Here is a 20,049-nt window from a genome sequence, read left to right as displayed (position 1 = left end):
ATTAAAATGTTAATTGAAGACCAAATGATACTGTACGACGATAAGGATATGAGCGTCCAAATGAGTTTTTGTCATTTTTACCATTTTCCGTATAATCTGTTTCGGCATCAATAGGAACTATTAAATTATCAAACTCAAATAAGTTTTCACCCGAGAAGAAAATTCTAGCTCTTTGAAACTTAATTTTATCCAATGCAGCCTGTGGTAATGTATAACCAAATGTTACGTTTTTCAAACGCAAGTACGACATATCCAACAAGTATTTTGATTGAGGTAAAAAGTTGAACGATGCATTAGATTGATTTTGAAATGCTGGAGCAGGATAAAATGCATTCTGATTTTCTGGAGTCCAGTAATCCAATTGATGTGTATAATACGCATCAGAATATCTCCAACTTGGAATAGCTAAATCACCACCTGCCCAAATTGCTCTTTCTCCAACACCTTGAATGAATACACCTAAATCGAAAGCTTTGTACGCAAAATCAGCTCTAAATCCATAGTTGTAACGAGGGCTTGTGTTACCTATTATTTTACGGTCACCAGGGTTTGCTACTGTACCATCACCTACACTAATCACACCGTCACCATTTAAATCCTTAAATTTGACATCACCAGGACCATATGTAAACGTGTTACTTTGGTAATAGCTTTGACTAGGAATACCATCTTTTAAGGTATATTTTCCATTAACCTCATTGAAGTCATCATATGTGAAAAATCTATCTGTTTCATATCCCCAGATTTCTCCTATAGTTTTGCCTTCGTAGTTAGATGAAGTACCATCTGTATAAATATTTGCTAAACCAGAGAATCTAGTAATCTTCTCTTGGAAATCAGATAATTGACCTGATAATCTCATCGAAAGACCATTTTCAAATTGATGATTGTAAGCTAATTCCAATTCCCAACCGTTGGTTTGCATTTCACCAAAATTACGCATCGGTGTAGTCGAACCAAAAGAAGATGGTAAAGTAACACCTGCTGATATCATATCAGACACAGTTCTTACGTATCTGTTGAACGTAACATTGAACTTATTGTTAAAGAAAGCTGCATCAACTCCAATTTCTTTAGTAGTAACGGTTTCCCATGTTAAGAATGGTGAAATAATAGAAGGAGTTGTCAATGTAGACAAGATTTCATTACCCACTAACCAATCTGAAGTAGCAGAATTGAATGTAGATAAGAATAAAGAAGAAGGAACATTTTGGTTACCTACTGATCCCCATGAACCTCTAATTTTCATGAATGATAAGAAGCTTCTTGACCAGTCCATATAATCCTCTTTCGTGATTACATAACCTACTGAAGCAGCAGGGAAGAATCCCCAACGATTGTCTGATCTAAAGCGTGAAGAACCATCATAACGACCTAATATCTCAACAAGGTATTTATCTTGATAATCGTAATTCACACGACCAAAGAAACCTAATGTAGACCAGTGACCTGCAGAGCTAGCACCTGTCGTAGTTCCATTTGCTAAACCGATTTGACCATAATCATAGTCTAATAAGTTCATACGCTTCACTGTCTGTGATTCATTTTGGACCAATTCAGCATTAACACCACCCATTACCTTCAGGTTGTGATTACCATAATTTTTCACCCATGTAGCAAACATGTTTGCTACATGACGATCTTCGAATGAATTAATGAACTGCGTATAATCGTAGTTTGTTGCAGAATAATACCCTTGTGTGAATTCCTTTTTTTGCCAGAAATCCCAGCCATATACTCGACCACCTACCTCATGCTGTCTTCTAGCGTTATTCGAATAGGTATAATCCGCGTCCACAGTTAATCCTTCTGCGATCTTTGCTGTTCCACCAAAAGTAAAACGTCCAAAATTGAATTTATTACTATTCATTGATGCTTGTTCAACATCATTGATTGCATTACGCATACCTATACCATCGATAGTACCATAAGGGTAGTTAGCAGGCCATCTATACAAATAAAACCACGGATCATAAACAGCACTATTATAATTAAATGGCTTAGAAGCATCTGATGTAGAGTACAATGCCTTAGCATAACCTGTCAACCAGCTAGTAATCTCTGCGTTAACTCCGATATTCAAGTTGTAACGAGAATAATCGTCAGGATTAACTTTCAAGATACCTTTTTGATTCATATATCCTAAACCGATATTAAAGTTCACTTTATCAGAACCGCCATTAACGCTTACATTATGCGTTTGTTGCGGAGTCCAATTTTTCATAAACATATCTTCAGCATCCCAAGTTCTGTGAAAATACAAGAAACCGTCTTTTACTTCATAGTCTCTACCTACGACCATTTCTGTACCAAGATCTTGACCTCCATAAAGACTTTGCCATTCAGCCATTTTCCCAACAGCGTAGTCATCATAGCGGATACCTAAGTTTTCAAAACCTGTAGCACTTGGATTAAATCTCTTAAATGCAGCTAATGCTAATCTAGCACCGTCAGCTCCAGATGCGATTTCAGGAGAAGTAGTTGGCGTTTGAAAACCAAAGTTGTTATCGTATGAAATTGATGTTTTTGAATTACGCTTTCCTGATTTTGTTTTGATCAAAATAACGCCATAAGCTGCTCTAGAGCCATAAATAGCAGCAGAGGCATCTTTGATTACTGACATTGACTCAATATCATTCGGGCCGACTAAAGACAAACTAGGAACTTCCACTCCGTCTACCAAAATTAATGGCGAAGCACCACCTGAGGATTGCAACGAACCGCTAACACCACGCAAACGAATCGTTGGATCACCACCTAAGTCACCACTTGGAGTCGTAATATTTAAACCAGCTACTACACCTTGTAAAGCTCTACCAGCATCAACTACAGGACGGTTTTCAAGAGTTTTACTGATATCAACAGTAGAAACAGCACCAGTTACGTTTGAACGTTTTTGAGAACCATAACCTACTACTACAACCTCATCTAACGTATTATCTTCAGATACTAAAGTAACGTTGATCGTATTTGACGTAACTTTGATATCTTGTGCAAGATAGCCAATGTTCGAAAAACGCAAAGTCGAGCCTAAAGCAGCATTAATTTTAAAATTACCATTTGAATCTGTGGTGGTGGCGCCAGGAACACCTATTACAGATACTGTAACTCCTTCAACCGGACCATTCGAATCCGACACTGTACCCTGTACAGTATTTTGTACCAGCCTACCATTATAATAGGCAGTCGCAGCATGTAGGTTTGTAGCATTTGTAAATTTAACAGAAGAAGCTTCTGCATTTACTGCCATACCCAATGCAATAGAGAATAGTAATGTGTTTCTCATATATAGCAATTAAATAAACCGAATATTCATAAGTAAAAAAAAGGCTCACCTATCTAGTGTGATAATAGATAAGCCTTAGGATAATAGAAGTGTTTTTCTATTATAAGTAGATTATTAAAAATCCTTATACAACAAATACTTTTTACGCATTTGCTTATATTCATCAAGATCTTTAGACCAAGAGGCACGTATCTCCTTTTCAGATTTGCCTGCAATTATTTGCTTGCGCAATTCGTCCGTACCTGCCAACTTATCGAAAAATGCTGCGCGTGTAAAGAATTTAGATTTATCAGGCATTTTTTGATAAAAATCAATAACATATTTAAGGGTAAATTTTTGATCATCAGCATTCAGACCACGCAAATCTAAACCATACATAGTCTGACCTTTACCTTCTACGTGCTTTACCATACCTTCTTTCTCGCCCGGATTATATGTGAATGAACCATACACAGGGTCGTCATAACCGACTACTTGAAATGGCCAATCTGTACCTCTGCCTACAGAAATTTCTGTTCCTTCGAATAGACATAAAGAAGAATATAATCTTACCGAAAGGTGATTAGGTAAAGAAGGGGAAGGAACTATTGGAAGTTCATACATCATAGAGTGGTCCCAATTTTCGACTGGAACAACTGTTACTTTACATTGAAGTCCATTCTCTAACCATTTTTCTCCATTTATCATGTTAGCCAACTCACCTACAGTTAGACCGTGGATCATAGCTATTTTGTGAAATGAAACATTTGACTTGAATTTATCATCTTTACGAACTGGTCCATCGACTTGATCTCCACATGGATTTGGTCGATCCAATACGATTAATTCTTTATTGTGCTTAGCACACAATTCCATGACTCTGTGTAATGACGTAATATATGTATAAAAGCGTGCGCCGACATCTTGCAAATCAAAGATCATTACATCAACAGATTGCACGATAGAATCCTGTTTATCATTACCTCCATACAAAGTATACAATGGCAAACCAGTTTTAGCATCTTTATCGTTATCAACTTTTTCACCACGCTCAATTGTACCTCTAAAACCATGTTCAGGTGCAAAACCAAATCTTAGGTCAACACCATTCGCCAATAAAACATCTACTAAGTGCTCTTTATTCTCACCAACTATAGTAGTTTGATTACCCATCAACCCTACTTTTTTACCCTTCAATAGAGGCAAATAATTAACCAATTGATCTGCTGCAGGAGTAATCTTCCCAGCACCAGTTACACTTTCTTCTTTCGATACAACTTTTGATTTCTGTGTTGACTTACAAATATTACAAGAAAACAATGTAACACATAACAAGGTTACCAAAAGTGCAGATTTAAATCCCATCATTTTTAATTGCAACTCTTCTTTTAATTTAAACAGTTTGATTATCTCGCATAAAAATACAACAAAAACGCACAAAAAAGCAATTTTAATGAATTAAATAGTCATGTTTTGGCAAAAACAAATAACAAATGCGCACAAAACCGATAATTGTCTAAACAACATAATAATAAAACATAACCAATACTAACTTCAAATTCGCATTTGTGGGATAACAAAATTTAATTTCCGTAGATTTTTAGGTGTATATTGTACACATATAAGTAACTTTTAAGTTACACAATCGGTTACACACAACAAAACCTCCCATTTTCTTGGGAGGCTTTGTTTCAGGCACCGAAAAAATTATTCATTAGTAGGAAGCTTTTGTAATTTCAACTTTCTAATCTTCCGTCTTAATCCTTTCATAAATTTATCTCCTGGATCAATCTTATTTGTAAAATAATTAAGATCAGTCTCCTTCCATAAGGAAGTATTTTTCAGTTGACCATATTCATGGTGACCAATAACATATTTAATAGGATATTTTGCTGACAAATATTTAATTAACCTAGCGTTTGCATTCAATTGTTTTTTCGTCAATGGCATAGAATTGCTGCCAATATTCTCAATACCAATAGCACAATAATTCAAACCAATAGTATGTCTAGCAAATATTGTATCCGGTAACAATTGAAAGATAGTACCATCTCGTTCAATTATATATTGAGAAGAAACATTCAGTCTACTTTGGTTAAGGAGCTCTGGTCTACCATTCAGAAAAGGTGATTTAAAAATAGCCATTGTTTTTTCATAACTATCATTTGCTGTCCAATGCACAACAACCATGGTAGGAACAATTGTTGCATCATCTTGATGAATACCGTGGCGCTTATTTAAATACTCTATAGTAAGAGAATCTCTTTCCTTATTCCACTCCAAAGGAGTCTGATAGATTCTTAAATCTTGGGAATACACCTCGATACCTAACATTAAAATTAGTACACAATTAATTAATCTTATAAATATAATTTTCATATCTCTTTTTTACTATTTCATAAGCCTCAGTCTCTTTTAATTCCTGTAGGATATACAACATATTACTATACATTTCATGGACTCTATAATTATCAGGAAAAAACTTCATAATGTCCCAAACATAATCTCTAGCTACAGCAAACTTTTCTACATTTCTGGATTTTATGATCTCATCTACATAATCTAGGTGAGAGGACCAAGAAAGTGCTGACTTAGACATACGCCCAGCCTCCTGATTTACCACAATTTGAGGAATTTCTTTTGACAGTGATTTTTCAGGATATATAGCATACTTATTCGTGTTAAAAAATTTCTTAACTGCTTCAAAATATGCTACTGCTTCTTTATAATTATACAAAGTATCTTTAAGACGAAGTTCTTCTGAGGGATTAGAAAAATATGATGCTTCTCCAATTACAGAAGGTATTCCATAGGTTCCTCTTAATACAGCGGCTCCTCGATTTGGAAATATTAAATAATCAGAAACTATAGAATACAATTTCTCATTAGGATATAAATGTTCATGAAATTCATTAATTAGTAAATGAGCAAAATTTACGCTTGACACATTTTCCAATGCACTTCCATGGAAATAGATCACGGGATAATTAACAGATCTATCAGCTGTAGCATTATGATGAATAGAAACAAAAATATTAGCCCCAAATTCATTCGCTATACGACCTCTCTCATGCAAATCAACAAAAACATCACTATCACGCGTCATTTTTACGACAGCACCTTCAGACACCAACATCTTCTCCAAATATTTTGCTACTCTCAAATTTATCCACTCTTCTCTCTCTCCATTTAATCCTATCCGGAATGAATCCGTAGCACTAGTACCTCCATGACCAGAATCAAGACATATTCGTATATCTTTTAGACTCTGACCAGAAACAAGATTTAGTGATATTAGCAGAAAAAGAAACGTAATTAAATTACTCATAAAAGTTAAATATTAAAAAGGGACTTTGCAAGTCCCTTTTTTCAATAATTATTCAGCAGTATTTATCCAAGTAGGAGTCAACAATCTACTTTTTTCAGAATTATCCCCTACAGCATCTGGATTACGAGTCTGTTCATTCGTTTCGTAAACCATAGCTTGTATCCATTGATTAGGGTTATTTTCATCAAAAACAGTAGTATTAAGATACTTTGGACGTTTCAAACTAGGGCCATAAATAGCTGCGCTATAGTCCATTCTACGCATATCGTTCCATGTTTCCGGATTCAAACACAATGATATATACTTTTGTCTTAGAATGTAAGATAAACCATTGTTTAATGATGCTTCGAACTTAGTATCAAAACCATCTGCCTTTTGGCTCACCCAATATGCCGTGATTTCAGATCCACTAACACCAAGCTTGCGCATATTTGCTTTAACACCTTCTTCAAAAGCTACTTTTGCCCCTGATTTATCTCCCTTACGCAGTCTTGCTTCGGCTTCTATAAATTTAACCTCAGAGTAAGTAATGAATCCAAATGGAGATGTAGTGTTAGTATAATAACCACTTTTACTAAATCTACCGTAATCATTAGGAGACGTTTTCGTAGCATCGCCAGCACTTCCATCCGCAAGCACTCCTTGACCATTCGTGATAAAATTTCCAGACCCAGGGCCCCTATATTTCCCGTCAGAAGCAGCGGGTTTCATAATTTTAGAAACACGAGGATCATCGTACAATGTGTTAGACACAGGAAATGATGTTAACATATTAACGAAAAACTGGGTCCATGCAAAATACCTAGGATTTGTCGTGCTCTCAAACCCTCCCCAGCTTGACCATGGATTTTCATCTACCAACAACCCTCCTGACAAATAGGCGAATTCTGCATCCATGCCATCTCCATCAAAACCTTTAGAACATGCTTCTATTACTTTGTCAGCATTATACAGACTGGACTTTTTACTTAAATGATTATAATACCTTGCTTTTAATGACCACGCAAACTTTTTCCATTTACTTACATCACCTTGATACAATAAATCTCCATTTTTAATATTCAAAGGTCTATTATTCGTAGTATTATCGAATGCCACTATAGCCTCGTCAAGCAATACTTGGATTTTTTCATAGACTTCTTTTTGTGTATTGAACTTCGGTGTTAATGCTATTTGATTTTTCCCATCATAATAATCATCGAAAACTATATCACCGTATTGACTAGTCAATAATCCAAAATTCAGTGCTAGAATTGTTTTCCCCACACCTACAAAATGTAGATTACCTTCTTCCTCTCCTAAACGAATTAAATCCACTGAATTTGGCATCGTATTTACATATGCATTTTGCCACAAGAAATAACTTGCTGTAAATCTCCAGTTTGCTGCAGCATAACCTCCTGAAGAAGCACTTTGAAGGCCTCCATACTGCATTACAGCAGCCAATTCTCGTGTTCCACGCCATTGTGAAGCTCCACTAGATGTTGTTATAGCACCCGCAATACGACTTGCAGCCTCTACTTTAGCTGGATTATTAGGATCTGTGTTTACATCTAGATAGTTCTCACATGAATTAAATATCAAAGAAACTCCGAGAGAAATAAGACCCAAACTATTTTTTAATGTTCTATTTTTCATAACCTAATTAAAAAGAAAATTTAAAACCAAAATCAAAACCACGAGTCGCTGGCAATCCAAGGTTATCAAAACCAAAAGAACCTGAACCTCCTACACCAGCTCCGCTACCAGAAACCTCAGGATCAACGCCTGAATAATTGCTAAACAACAACAAGTTTCTTCCTGTAAGAGTAAATTGTAGGTTTTTTAATTTTAATTGATTAACTAATGATTGAGGAGCAGCATATGTTAAGCTCACATATCTTAATCGAACCCAACTTCCATCCTCTACAAAGTTTGTTGCGTTAGCGGCATACAAAGTCTGATAATAATCTTGGTCCAAATTAATAGCCTTATTATTTTCTACCCCTGTCGACTCTATAATACCAGGAATAACAGTTGTACCACGGTCTAAAGTAAAAGGACTCAAACCAGATTTAACTAAAGTAACCGCTGTTGCATTAAATACATCTCCACCTTGTCTGAAATCCCACATAAAAGACAAACCGAAATCTTTATATTTAAAATTATTGGTAATACCACCTATCCAATCTGGATTACGATCACCTACTTGAGATAATACAGATGAGATCTGAGGTCTTCCATTATTGTCTAACAAATATTGACCTTGATCATTCTTTTTCCAAGATCTACCATTTATCCCAAACAAACTTCCATTAAGATAAGCAGCACCCTGCGCAGCATCATCTACCACCCAAGCATCTGACAATTCTACCCTATCTAAACTTCCAGGTAAACTTAATACTTTCGATTTATTGGTGCTAAAATTGACATCAAAGTTCCAAGAGAAGTTTTGCTTTTTAATTGGCTGAATATTAACAATAGCTTCCCATCCTTTGTTCTGGATAGATCCTCCATTTAAGTAAGCCAAGAACGAACCTGAAGAAGGTGGAGTTCTTGTGCCCAAAATTTGATCATCTGATTTAGTTTTGTACCAAGTCACATCCAAATTCAATCGATTATTGAAAAAACGAACATCAGCTCCTACCTCATACGAATTTGTAAACTCTGGCTTAAGATTAGGATTACCATAGTAATCGTTAATATTAGTAATAAATCCTCTAGGATTTATAGTGAAATCATTAATATAAGTTCCTAATGTAGTTTGCAAAACGTGAGTAGGCGCATCTTTACCAACTTGAGCCCATGCCCCCCTTATCTTAGCATAAGATAAGACTCCTGTAGACTCGACAACATTTAATTCCTTTAATAAATCCGTGACAACAGTAGATGCACTGACCGAAGGGTAGAAAAAGGAATTATTAGACTTAGGCAATGTAGATGACCAATCGTTACGACCTCTAATGTTTAAGAAGACCATATTTTTCCAATCCATATTCAAATCACCAAAAGCTCCAATAATTCTTCTTCGACTTAATGATTTGGATACAGTACGATTTGCCGCAAGTGAATTATTGATACCAACAAAATCTGGATCAATAAAATTTCTAGCGGTAGCTGTTGTCGTCTGCCTAAATGTTGCTTCCACATTATGACCTAAAGTCAAATTGAAATTAAAATCAGAAAGAGATTTTCTGAAATTTGCTAAAAATGTCGACGTAGTTATTTGATTATTAGCTGTCGACTCAGCCAAATAACCATTAATATTGGTTTGCGAAGTTGGAGTAGTAAGACTTTGAAAGTTTTCCGTATAGTAATCGGTCCCTAAACGGTAGGTCAAATTCATCCAAGAAAATGGATCATAAGAAATATCACCAATTGCAATAACACGGTTTACTTTGTTAGTAATAGGCTTTTTATTTATCGTCCAATATGGATTATCGATAGCGCCAGTAGAATTTTCACTTAGTATTTTTTGAGTACCTGCAGGGGTAAGATAGTCTTTCATGTCAACATTTCTAGGCCAATAAATTGCCCCCATGACACCATTAGCACTCCCTTGTGGAAAATATGTTCTGTCCGTATTAACATAATTCATATTACCACCAATCTTTAAATTATCAAAGACTTTATGATCAGCATTTAATCGGAATGATTTTCTGCCAAAATCTGTATTTTTTGCAATACCACCTTGATCAAAAATAGATGCTGAAGTATAAAACGAAGTCTTCTCTGTACCTCCACTAGCAGTAAGATCATGTGATTGGGCAAAACCCGATTGAAAAAAATCACCCAAATTATCATAAATCATATCACTTGAAGAAAACTCTGGACCCCATGATAGATAACTTTTATCGTCAAATGCACCGAGTAAACCTTGCTTAAATTTAGATTGTAACTCGGGCAACCTATTTACTTGATCAAATGAAAAAGTATTTCCATACGATACTCCACCGCGGCCAGATGTACCCGTTTTTGTAGTAATAACAATAGCACCACTAGCTGCTCTTATTCCATAAAGTGCAGCAGCAGCAGGCCCCTTCAATACAGTCATACTAGCTATATCTTCAGGATTTATATCTATCCCCCTATTGGATGCAGGAGCAGATCCAGCACTTAAACCACCTTGAGATACTGGAGTTGTGTTATCTACCGGAATACCATCGATGACAAATAAGGGTTGATTATTACCACTAAGTGAGCTTCCTCCACGTATCATAATATTTGCAGATGCCCCTGGAGCACCCCCTGAATTGGTGATCTGTACCCCTGCAACCTTACCCTGAATAGCATTAACAAGATTCGGTTGATTTGACTCCGAAATATCTTTAGAAGATACATTTTGAACAGCGAAACTTATAGAACGAGCCTGTTGTTTAATCCCCATCGCTGTCACAATAACTTCCTGCAATTCCTCTTGTGAATTAGTAAGACTAATTGAATATGTATTTTGTGACCCGACTACTTGAACAAACTCACTCGAGCCTACAGCGCGAAAAACGAGCTTTTCCCCAGGAGAAGCTTGAATCGTAAACGTTCCGTCCGAATTTGTTTTTACAGTTCGATTTGATCCCTGTACTACAACTGTGACATTGCCCATAGCCTCGCCAGAAGGATTAATTACCTTACCAGAGATTGACTTTTGCTGAGCCATCAAACAGGATGCATAAACAGCGACCCCGAAAAATGTGAGAAGTAATCTTCTTTTCATGTGTTTGATAGATTATTATTAGGTTTATAAATAATTTTTCAATACTCCAAGAACTACTAAATGCTTCGGCACTAATCATTCCATCTTAATAATTCTTATATATAGATTTTATCATATATAAATATATTTCCTATGAAAATCTAAATTTATTTAAGAGTAAATTAATTTCCGTAAATAAATTGTTAGATAAGGTAAAGCGAATTTTTCTTTTCAAATTAGGTAAACTGGTGCTTCTTACGCTTTACATAACAATATTAAGAAAAGAAAAAGAAAAAAAACATGATTGTTCGTTTTTTTTGCAAAAAAACGAACAATCATGCATACATTCACTTATAACATTGTTCAGCTTATTTCGTGGAAATAAAGCCTATTCCGTTTGCAATAGCACGTAAAGGTACTTCACTAGGGTTATTTAAAATATCCCATTCTGCCGAGTTGCCCCTTCTTGCCACAGAAACCGTAGAGCCTCCTCCATCTAAATTAAATGCGAACTTAGCACCTAGAGCTTCATAAATACTCTGCAATTGTACGAATGACATCCCATTAGAATGGCTAGCTTGGCGTCCGTCTACGGTGATGGCAATTAACTTTTTGTCCTCACGCATCCCTATAGCGGTCCTAGGCTCGACCGTTGAATCATTTATCGTAATTTTATTACCGTTGTAAATAAACCATTGATTGCCACCAATTAGATGTTTTAATAGATTATCTCCGTATTGAAACACGGCAGATTGACTAGCTGGGGGATTAAGGAAGACAGGCAAACCAACACGAGTGATTCCAAAAGCAGGCCTGCTACTTCCTACTGGATTTCCCTTTCGTATAACGCCATCATGGATAAATGGACCGGTAGTCAACATGTTACTCCAAGAGAAATAATCTCCATTAACAGCAGCCCAAATTTTAGTTCCGACTTCCTCATTTGCCCTCGCCATATCTGGTAGGTTTTGAAATTTATTATCTGACGAATTATATGGATTTAATACTTGAGCACTAACATGTTTGTAGCCCATATCAGCGACGATAATACTGATATTCATATTTCGATCAGTAGTGTTAACATATTTTATTGAATATGTCGTAATCCCTTCTGCCAAGATCTTTGTATCTGTCGAAATTATAGACTTAATCAACGATGATTTGGTTTTAATTAATTCAATAACATCAATTGGTGTAGGTGTTGTAGGGGTAATTGGTGTTTCTTCTTCAGTTGGCTCTGGTTCCTTTACGATTTCTTGTGGTACTTCTGATTTTCCACAATGGATAAAAAACAAAGTTGTTAACGTTACCGAAAATAGTCTAATTGCATTTTTATAATAATTCATAGGTCTACATTATTTTTATTCATAATAAGGGTTTGAATAAAAATAATAAAAAAAGCCAGAATTTTTATATCTGGCTTTTTTTATTATTTGATAATTTTTGCTTCATAATCACTTTCGTTTCCTAAACGATCTATCGCTTTGACTGCGATGCTGTTTAATTTCTTTCCATTTTTAGAATTCACAAATTCTTTAGAAGAAACTTCACTATTTAAAATTTCCCATTCCCATGAATCACCGTATTTCGCATATACGACATATTGCCTTACTTGCTCAGGTTGTTGGTGCAGCCATTTTGCAAAGACTTTTCCTTGTTCTGCTGTTATCAACAATGTAGGTGCCAATAAAGAATTTGCTTTCAACCATGGTGATTTAGGAACTAAAGATTTTATTCTATAAGGTCCATTTGCAATAGTTGATAACATTTCTGGACTTTTCGTCAATCCCGCTATACTCCAATGTACAACTCCAGGACTATTAGGTACTATAGAGCGAGTCGCATTAATTTGATTGACAATTTCAGACGGCTTATGGGATGCTTTAACCTCTACGGTATTCAATCCTGGCCACAAGTGTCTACCAAAAGTATTTTCTGACTCCCACCATTTCAACAACGCTGTAAAACTCTGTCTTGATGGCTCGATAGGCCAATACAATTGAGGGGTAAAATAATCAATCCAGCCTTTGTTCAACCACAATTTTGCGTCAGCATACAATTCATCGTATTGCGAAGAACCAGTAACACCAGCAGGATAACCTGGTTTCCATATACCAAATGGACTTAAACCAAATTTAACAAATGGCTTTTCAGCTTTGATCTCCTTGTAAATACGTTCAATGAAATTATTGACATGGGATCTTCTCCAATCACCTCTATTCAACTCTCCACCATTTGATTTATAGATATTCCAAGTTTTATTATCTGGAAAATCTGAACCACCATTATAACTAGCGTATGGATAAAAATAATCATCAAAGTGAACACCATCAATATCGTAACGTTTTACGATATCATTCACCACGCGTGATGCATGATCTTGCGTACGTTGATCTGCTGGGTCAAACCAATACATGCCATTTTTCAAACGAACTACGTAATCAGAGGCTGTTCTTGCCATTGATTTAGAAGTCACCACACCACCATTTGAATGGTGTGCACGATACGGATTCAACCAGACATGCAATTCCAATCCACGTTTGTGTGCTTCTTCTACCCAAAATTCTAATGGATCGTAAAACGGCTCAGGTCTTTTACCTATTTCACCTGTTAAGAAATATGACCAAGGTTCGAATTTACTGTCGTATAGCGCATCTGAAGAAGGTCTAACTTGAAAGATTACTGCGTTAAAATTATTATCTTTCAATAGGTCCAATAAGCGAATTGCTTCTTCCTTTTGTTGTTCTGTGGTTAGATCTCTTTTTGAAGGCCAGTTTATATTTGCTACAGTTGCCACCCAAGCTGCACGAAATTCACGTGGCACCTCTGGTAAGGTTACTTTTACTTTTTCTTCTTTTAGAGCTTCTACTTTTTCCTTTACTGCACTATTAACTTCTGCTTTAGGAGCAGGAGTAATGGCTTGTGACTGGATTGCTGCTGTGTTAGACACTGCAGCCTCAACCAACGGTTTACTTTTTTCTTTCTGCTTTTTAGACTTACACGATACGGCAAACAATAAAAATAGGCTCATCAAAGCCAATACATTAAATATTTTAACTTTCATAGGATACAAAACTACAGATATACTTTCATTTTACTTCATCTGATATGTTAAAAGTCAAGATATCGCAAAAATTTTACTACTTCTTTAATTTTATTGCATGACCTTCAAAATAAACTGAGTCGACATTAAAATTTTCATCAAAAACAAGAATATTCGCCAAAGCACCTTGTTCTAATCGTCCTAAATCATTGCGGCCAATCAAATCAGCAGGATACAAAGTTGCCATTCTTAGAGCTTCATCTAGCGGAATACCAACCTTATTCACACAATTTTCTACCGCTTTAAGCATAGTCAAAGCTGAACCTGAGAGGGTGCCGTCAGGAAGAACATAATGGTCTTCGTTTAGAATATGTTGGTAAATGCCCTCTGCACAGTCTGTAACCGCATCCGTAATTAAAAACAAACGATTCTTCATCATAGATTTACTGACTTTAACAGCTTCATAGTCAACGTGTATTCCATCAACTATAATAGAGGCATGCACTGAATCGTGATTGTATGTAGCTCCTGGTAAACCAACATTACGATGGTGCAAAACGGACATTGCATTCCATAAATGTGTCACCGTTTTTACCCCCATTTCGAACGAATCCGTCGCCTGTTGAAATGTCGCATTACTATGTCCGGCACTTAGTAAAACGCCTTGATTTTGCAAATATTGCATACATTCAAGTTGCATAAGCTCTGGTGCTATTGTCATCATTTTTACTACCCCCTGATGACTAAATAACAGATCCTCTAGAATAGCAACAGAAGCTTGTGTAATAAGCTCTTCAGGATGAGCTCCTCTTTTGATTGGATTTAAAAAAGGACCTTCCAAGTGCAAGCCTAAAGCTACTTTTGGTGAAGCTGATTTAAAAATTGCTATCGCTTCTTTAAATAAATCTAACGTGTTGGTCGCTAGCGTGAGATAAAATGATGTACATCCTTGGCGAAGTAATGTTTGTTCAATTTTCGATATTGACTCTGTTGTTAACTCGGATGAAAACAAACTTCCCCCAGCACCATAAATTTGTAAATCTATCAAACCTGGACAAATGTTCTTACCGTTAACATCTATTCTTTCAAAATCGCTCGGGATGGCTGATTCATCAACAATTTCCAAAATGTGAATCCCATCAACTAGTAAAGATTTATGAGTAAGCGTATTATTTGTTGTGAAAATAATACCGTTCGTTAGTGCAAATTTGCTTTTCATAGGTACAAGTATAATAAAAGCTTTTTGGATTTGTAATTCCCCCCTTAGCATTGTAACTTAGCCTACACAGAATAAAAGATTATGTCTAAAACAAAAAAACCTACATCTATACGCATAATGTATATCATTAATGCGATAGCCATTATTCTGTTTTTATTGGGAATAATTTATAAAATATTTATAGACAAATAATCATGTCACAAAAAGTCATTATTAACACTGAAAAAGCCCCTGCTGCTATTGGGCCATACAACCAAGCTATCAAAGCAGATAAAACATTGTACGTATCTGGACAAGTCCCTTTCAATCCTGAGACTATGGAATTAATAAATTCGGGAATTCAAGACGAAGCACATCAAGTACTAAAAAATGTAAACGCAATCTTGTCAGCAGCAAATTACAGCTTTGAAGATGTCGTAAAAGTGAGTATTTTCTTGAGTGACATGGGTGATTTCGCTGCAGTAAATGAAGTGTATGCACAATATTTTACTACAAACCAACCTGCGCGCGAGTGCGTAGCTGTGAAAACACTTCCTAGAAATGTAAATATCGAGATCTCAGTAATTGCTTGGAAAGTATAATTGAAAAACTATAGTATAGAGATGCTGCTTTGGAAATTTTCAAAGCAGCTTTTTTTTATTACAAAAAAATCAATCTAACAGGTAACAAAAGAAAGGGTTCATTGATATACTATTGAAAATGATTGTAAAACATAAAAAAATTCAATAGTATGAAAACGAAATTAAACTCAACTGTATTCGCACTTTTAGCTTGTGCGACTTTATCATTCTCCTCATGCAAAAATGACACAGAATATGTATCGCTATTAGCCAATCCATCTGCCGCAGGATTTAACGAAATTCGAAGAGATGCTTTAGCTGACCTCGCAAATTCAAAATCATTTAAAGCAGAAAATGGAATTACCTTCCAAACAGACAAGGGTACTAAAGTTAAAATTTTGCCTAACTGCTTACGAGACAATATGAACAACATGGTAACTGGTGATGTGACACTATCATTTGTAGAAATGTATGATCGTGGGAATATGACTGCAACAAACAAGCCTCTAATGGGCAGAAATAATGCCCTTAACTTATTGCCATTAGTTACAGGTGGTCAATTCAATCTTGAAGTCACAAAGGGCAATCAAAAATTGTACTCAGGCTGTCCATTTTTTGTTGATATTCCAGCATCATTATCAGGAGGCATAGATGAGGACATGACACTTTGGTCGGGGGATATCGATGAAGATGGAGAACTTGCTTGGAATGAGGTAAAAGCAGATTCAATTGGTCAAGGCAAAGATGCGGGCATCAATATTAATACTGAAGCTGCTACCTACCATGTATGGGCTTCAGAGTTTGGCTGGACTAATGTTGATAGATTCTATGTTGACTCTAGACCAAAAACTCAGATTAAAGTAACAGTTCCTGAACAATACAACATGTCAAATTCGGCAGTATACCTATCCTACGAAGGCGAACGAAATGTATTAGCTCGTCTGGACACATATGATTCCCTTGAAAAATTCTTTAGCGAGCATTATGGTTATGTACCTGTAGGTTTAAATCTTCATGTGATTTTCACGTCAGAAAGTAATGGTTCTTTAGTATATGCTATTAAAAAGGTAACAATTGCGCAAAATCAAATTGTTAGTTTTAATGCTAGTGAACTAAGCATTACATCAAAATCCGACTTAGTGACTATCATTAATAATTTGAACTAATCCCCGATTACTATAATACTCTTTTGGTTTAAAGCCATTCTTCGGATTGGCTTTTTTTATGAAATCATTAAATACCAAAACTATCTATTAATTTAAAGAAAAATATGTATTTAATTATGAGAAATTTATTGTTGCTTTTTTTATTATTAATCGTATCATCTTGCAAAAAATCAACTTCAGAACCTAATACAAGTGACTTTATAGATGGATATATTGGGTTATCTGTAGCGGATAAGGAATATAATGACCTATTGGACCCTAAAAATAGTGCAGCATATATGTATTCTGATTTCGTAATTGAATATTTGGATGAACGAGGAAATCCTCTTAAAAATATCAAAAGTAATTTTCAAATAACTACACAAGCACCGTATATACTAAAATTAAACTTCCCTAAACCGTTGAAATATGATGCTGAACAATATACATATTATGCGTCTGTAAAAATTGGAAATAATCCCAGAAACATTATAAAAGTAAATTACATTCAAATTCCTGAATCCATCACCAAAGATAAAATTCTGTTGAATGATGAGGTTTGGATTGATGACAAACTTGTTTGGGCACCTCACTTTAGTATCATGTATCCTCCGATAGTAGTCAATGCAACATCTGCAAAATAATTCTTGCTGGTCGAAAAGCAAGTAACTTTTATATTTTTTGTATTTTAGCCATTCATAGCAATGGCTGATTTATCTGTAATTACTCCCATAGAATACCTCAAAGGTGTAGGCCCTCAAAAAGCCGATGTGCTCAAAAAAGAGTTGCAAATATTCACTATTGGGGATTTATTGCAGTATTATCCTTTTCGATATATTGACCGCACCAAATTTCATAAGATTCGACAACTGCATTCCGATTTGATTGGTGCTCAGGTATTGGGTAGATTAATTCAATTGAAAGAAGTTGGAGAGAAAAGAGCAAAACGTCTTGTTGGTATTTTCAAGGATGAAACTGGCTCGATGGAATTAGTTTGGTTTCAAAGCGTAGCCTTTTTACAGAAAAGCCTAAAAGTCGGTTCAGCATATATAATTTACGGAAAACCAACAGAATTTAATGGGCAAATTTCCATTACACATCCGGAGATTGAATTGTATAATTCCCAAGAGAAGAAAATAGGTAATCTTACGATGCAGCCCGTTTATTCTTCAACGGAGAAGTTGAAAAAATTTAATCTGGACACCAAAGGCATTCAGCGGCTGCAACAAACAGCTTTGGAAACTACGTTTAGAAGTTTTAAGGAAACGCTACCCGATTATTTAGTCGACAAACACAAACTATTGCCCTATCCGAAAGCTTTGCTTTCTATTCATTTCCCACAAAATGTAGACGACCTGAATGCTGCTATTCGAAGGCTGAAATTTGAAGAGTTATTCTTTATTCAACTTCGGTTATTACGAAACAAACAGCTTAACACGCAAAAATATAAAGGCCACCTATTCGATAAGGTAGGTGAAAAATTTAACACTTTTTTCAATACGAGATTACCTTTTCCTCTGACCAATGCCCAAAAACGCGTAGTCAAGGAGATTCGAATAGACACCAATACCGGTGCTCAAATGAATCGTTTAGTACAGGGCGATGTAGGCTCTGGAAAAACTGTCGTAGCTTTGATGAGTATGTTGATAGCGATAGACAATGGCTATCAAGCCTGTATGATGGCACCAACAGAGATTTTAGCTACACAACATTACAATGGGCTAAAAGAGCTATTAGGCGATGAAATCTGTAATATTAAACTACTTACTGGCTCTACTTCAACCAAAGAAAGACGAATCATTCATCAAGAACTTGAAGATGGTACCTTAGACATCCTCATTGGCACACACGCTTTAATCGAAGATAAAGTTAAATTCAAAAATATTGGTTTTGTAGTGATTGATGAGCAACATCGTTTTGGGGTGGAGCAACGCGCGAAGCTATGGCGCAAAAATGTAATTCCACCACATATGCTCGTGATGACCGCAACACCAATTCCACGCACACTCGCAATGACATTATATGGTGACTTGGATATTTCAGTTATTGATGAATTACCAGCGGGTCGCAAACCAATCAAGACTGTTCATTTTTTTGAAAACCAGCGATTGCGTGTATTTGGCTTTATGCGTGAGGAAATCGCAAAAGGTAGACAGGTTTATATTGTGTACCCATTGATTAAAGAAAGTGAAAAACTAGACTTATTGAATTTGGAGGCGGGGTTAGAAAGCTTGCAAAAGGAATTTCCGTTGCCACAATTCAAAATCAGTATTGTTCATGGCAAAATGCCTGTAAAAGACAAAGACTTTGAAATGCAAAGATTTGTAAAAGGTGAAACACAAATCATGGTCGCTACGACTGTAATTGAGGTTGGCGTCAATGTGCCAAATGCATCGGTCATGGTTATTGAGAATTCCGAACGTTTTGGTTTATCACAATTACACCAATTACGTGGTCGCGTTGGTCGTGGTGCAGAACAATCATTTTGTATTCTTATGTCAGGCACTAAATTAAGCAAAGAAGGACGAACTCGTTTGGATACCATGGTTCGTACCAATGATGGATTTGAAATTGCTGAGGTTGATTTAGAATTACGCGGACCAGGAGATATCTCCGGTACACAGCAATCAGGTGTGTTGGATATGAAAATTGCTGATTTGGCAAAAGACCAGAAAATATTAGCTGAAGCACGAAATTCGGTCATCGAGATTTTTAAACAAGACCCTAATCTTGCGCTAACTGAAAACCAATTGCTCGTTCAATATTTGAATCAACGAAATCCGGGCATCGCTTGGGATAAGATTTCCTGACATTACTATT

13 protein-coding genes are annotated in these 20,049 nt (G+C 35.8%); 4 read left to right on the top strand and 9 right to left on the bottom strand.

Annotated elements, in window-relative coordinates; all coding sequences use genetic code 11:
* Position 1: 1 nt before the first annotated feature.
* The 9 genes from IPZ78_RS11200 to nagA form a co-directional block, all read right to left on the bottom strand.
* Positions 2 to 3,286 (bottom strand): SusC/RagA family TonB-linked outer membrane protein, encoded by a 3,285-nt coding sequence (locus IPZ78_RS11200; RefSeq protein WP_225553710.1) that lies wholly within the window; start codon positions 3,284 to 3,286, stop codon positions 2 to 4.
* A gap of 114 nt (positions 3,287 to 3,400) precedes the next feature.
* Positions 3,401 to 4,633, bottom strand: coding sequence for an exo-beta-N-acetylmuramidase NamZ family protein (locus IPZ78_RS11195; protein ID WP_225553709.1), 1,233 nt, complete (start codon positions 4,631 to 4,633; stop codon positions 3,401 to 3,403).
* Between the two features lie 339 nt (positions 4,634 to 4,972).
* On the bottom strand, positions 4,973 to 5,644 hold the full coding sequence (locus tag IPZ78_RS11190) for a peptidoglycan recognition protein family protein (protein ID WP_225553707.1): 672 nt from the start codon (positions 5,642 to 5,644) through the stop codon (positions 4,973 to 4,975).
* Positions 5,616 to 6,593 carry an N-acetylmuramoyl-L-alanine amidase family protein gene (locus IPZ78_RS11185; RefSeq protein WP_225553704.1) on the bottom strand — a complete coding sequence of 326 codons (978 nt, stop codon included), beginning with the start codon at positions 6,591 to 6,593 and terminating at the stop codon, positions 5,616 to 5,618. The genes IPZ78_RS11190 and IPZ78_RS11185 overlap by 29 nt, the downstream gene beginning before the upstream one ends.
* Positions 6,594 to 6,641: 48 nt before the next feature.
* Entirely contained in the window at positions 6,642 to 8,231 is a 1,590-nt protein-coding gene (locus tag IPZ78_RS11180; RefSeq protein WP_225553702.1) for a SusD/RagB family nutrient-binding outer membrane lipoprotein, read from the bottom strand.
* A gap of 7 nt (positions 8,232 to 8,238) precedes the next feature.
* A complete protein-coding gene (locus IPZ78_RS11175) occupies positions 8,239 to 11,283 on the bottom strand; it encodes a SusC/RagA family TonB-linked outer membrane protein (RefSeq protein ID WP_225553700.1) in 3,045 nt (1,014 codons plus the stop codon).
* 347 nt (positions 11,284 to 11,630) lie between these two features.
* Positions 11,631 to 12,608, bottom strand: a complete 978-nt coding sequence (locus IPZ78_RS11170; RefSeq protein WP_225553698.1) for a phosphodiester glycosidase family protein — start codon at positions 12,606 to 12,608, stop codon at positions 11,631 to 11,633.
* 83 nt (positions 12,609 to 12,691) lie between these two features.
* Positions 12,692 to 14,326, bottom strand: coding sequence for a glycoside hydrolase family 10 protein (locus IPZ78_RS11165; protein ID WP_225553695.1), 1,635 nt, complete (start codon positions 14,324 to 14,326; stop codon positions 12,692 to 12,694).
* 76 nt (positions 14,327 to 14,402) lie between these two features.
* The gene (nagA, locus tag IPZ78_RS11160) at positions 14,403 to 15,524 is read right to left on the bottom strand and encodes an N-acetylglucosamine-6-phosphate deacetylase (protein ID WP_225553693.1); all 1,122 of its coding nucleotides are present in this window, start codon (positions 15,522 to 15,524) and stop codon (positions 14,403 to 14,405) included.
* A 194-nt stretch (positions 15,525 to 15,718) separates the two neighbouring features.
* Here nagA and IPZ78_RS11155 point away from each other — a divergent pair, with 194 nt between their 5' ends.
* The 4 genes from IPZ78_RS11155 to recG all read left to right on the top strand — a co-directional run bounded on the left by IPZ78_RS11155 (position 15,719) and on the right by recG (position 20,039).
* Positions 15,719 to 16,105, top strand: a complete 387-nt coding sequence (locus tag IPZ78_RS11155) for a RidA family protein (protein WP_225553691.1) — start codon at positions 15,719 to 15,721, stop codon at positions 16,103 to 16,105.
* A 149-nt stretch (positions 16,106 to 16,254) separates the two neighbouring features.
* Positions 16,255 to 17,250 carry a hypothetical protein gene (locus IPZ78_RS11150; RefSeq protein ID WP_225553689.1) on the top strand — a complete coding sequence of 332 codons (996 nt, stop codon included), beginning with the start codon at positions 16,255 to 16,257 and terminating at the stop codon, positions 17,248 to 17,250.
* 116 nt (positions 17,251 to 17,366) lie between these two features.
* Positions 17,367 to 17,873, top strand: coding sequence for a hypothetical protein (locus IPZ78_RS11145; RefSeq protein WP_225553687.1), 507 nt, complete (start codon positions 17,367 to 17,369; stop codon positions 17,871 to 17,873).
* Positions 17,874 to 17,933: 60 nt separating this feature from the next.
* Positions 17,934 to 20,039: an ATP-dependent DNA helicase RecG gene (recG, locus tag IPZ78_RS11140; RefSeq protein WP_225553686.1), complete on the top strand. Its 2,106-nt coding sequence runs from the start codon at positions 17,934 to 17,936 to the stop codon at positions 20,037 to 20,039.
* Positions 20,040 to 20,049: the final 10 nt, after the last annotated feature.

Source organism: Sphingobacterium bovistauri, assembly GCF_020295405.1.
GTDB classification, from domain to species: domain Bacteria; phylum Bacteroidota; class Bacteroidia; order Sphingobacteriales; family Sphingobacteriaceae; genus Sphingobacterium; species Sphingobacterium bovistauri.
Note: the sequence above shows the minus strand (reverse complement) of the source record. Positions and strands in the feature narration are given on the sequence as shown.

What these genes read in the sequence shown, in the direction of transcription:
- IPZ78_RS11190 (WP_225553707.1), bottom strand. Translation starts at nt 5,644, where the DNA reads ATGAAAATTATATTTATAAGATTAATTAATTGTGTACTAATTTTAATG.
- nagA (WP_225553693.1), bottom strand. Translation starts at nt 15,524, where the DNA reads ATGAAAAGCAAATTTGCACTAACGAACGGTATTATTTTCACAACAAAT.
- IPZ78_RS11185 (WP_225553704.1), bottom strand. Translation starts at nt 6,593, where the DNA reads ATGAGTAATTTAATTACGTTTCTTTTTCTGCTAATATCACTAAATCTT.
- recG (WP_225553686.1), top strand. Translation starts at nt 17,934, where the DNA reads ATGGCTGATTTATCTGTAATTACTCCCATAGAATACCTCAAAGGTGTA.
- IPZ78_RS11180 (WP_225553702.1), bottom strand. Translation starts at nt 8,231, where the DNA reads ATGAAAAATAGAACATTAAAAAATAGTTTGGGTCTTATTTCTCTCGGA.
- IPZ78_RS11175 (WP_225553700.1), bottom strand. Translation starts at nt 11,283, where the DNA reads ATGAAAAGAAGATTACTTCTCACATTTTTCGGGGTCGCTGTTTATGCA.
- IPZ78_RS11165 (WP_225553695.1), bottom strand. Translation starts at nt 14,326, where the DNA reads ATGAAAGTTAAAATATTTAATGTATTGGCTTTGATGAGCCTATTTTTA.
- IPZ78_RS11170 (WP_225553698.1), bottom strand. Translation starts at nt 12,608, where the DNA reads ATGAATTATTATAAAAATGCAATTAGACTATTTTCGGTAACGTTAACA.
- IPZ78_RS11200 (WP_225553710.1), bottom strand. Translation starts at nt 3,286, where the DNA reads ATGAGAAACACATTACTATTCTCTATTGCATTGGGTATGGCAGTAAAT.
- IPZ78_RS11195 (WP_225553709.1), bottom strand. Translation starts at nt 4,633, where the DNA reads ATGATGGGATTTAAATCTGCACTTTTGGTAACCTTGTTATGTGTTACA.
- IPZ78_RS11150 (WP_225553689.1), top strand. Translation starts at nt 16,255, where the DNA reads ATGAAAACGAAATTAAACTCAACTGTATTCGCACTTTTAGCTTGTGCG.
- IPZ78_RS11145 (WP_225553687.1), top strand. Translation starts at nt 17,367, where the DNA reads ATGAGAAATTTATTGTTGCTTTTTTTATTATTAATCGTATCATCTTGC.
- IPZ78_RS11155 (WP_225553691.1), top strand. Translation starts at nt 15,719, where the DNA reads ATGTCACAAAAAGTCATTATTAACACTGAAAAAGCCCCTGCTGCTATT.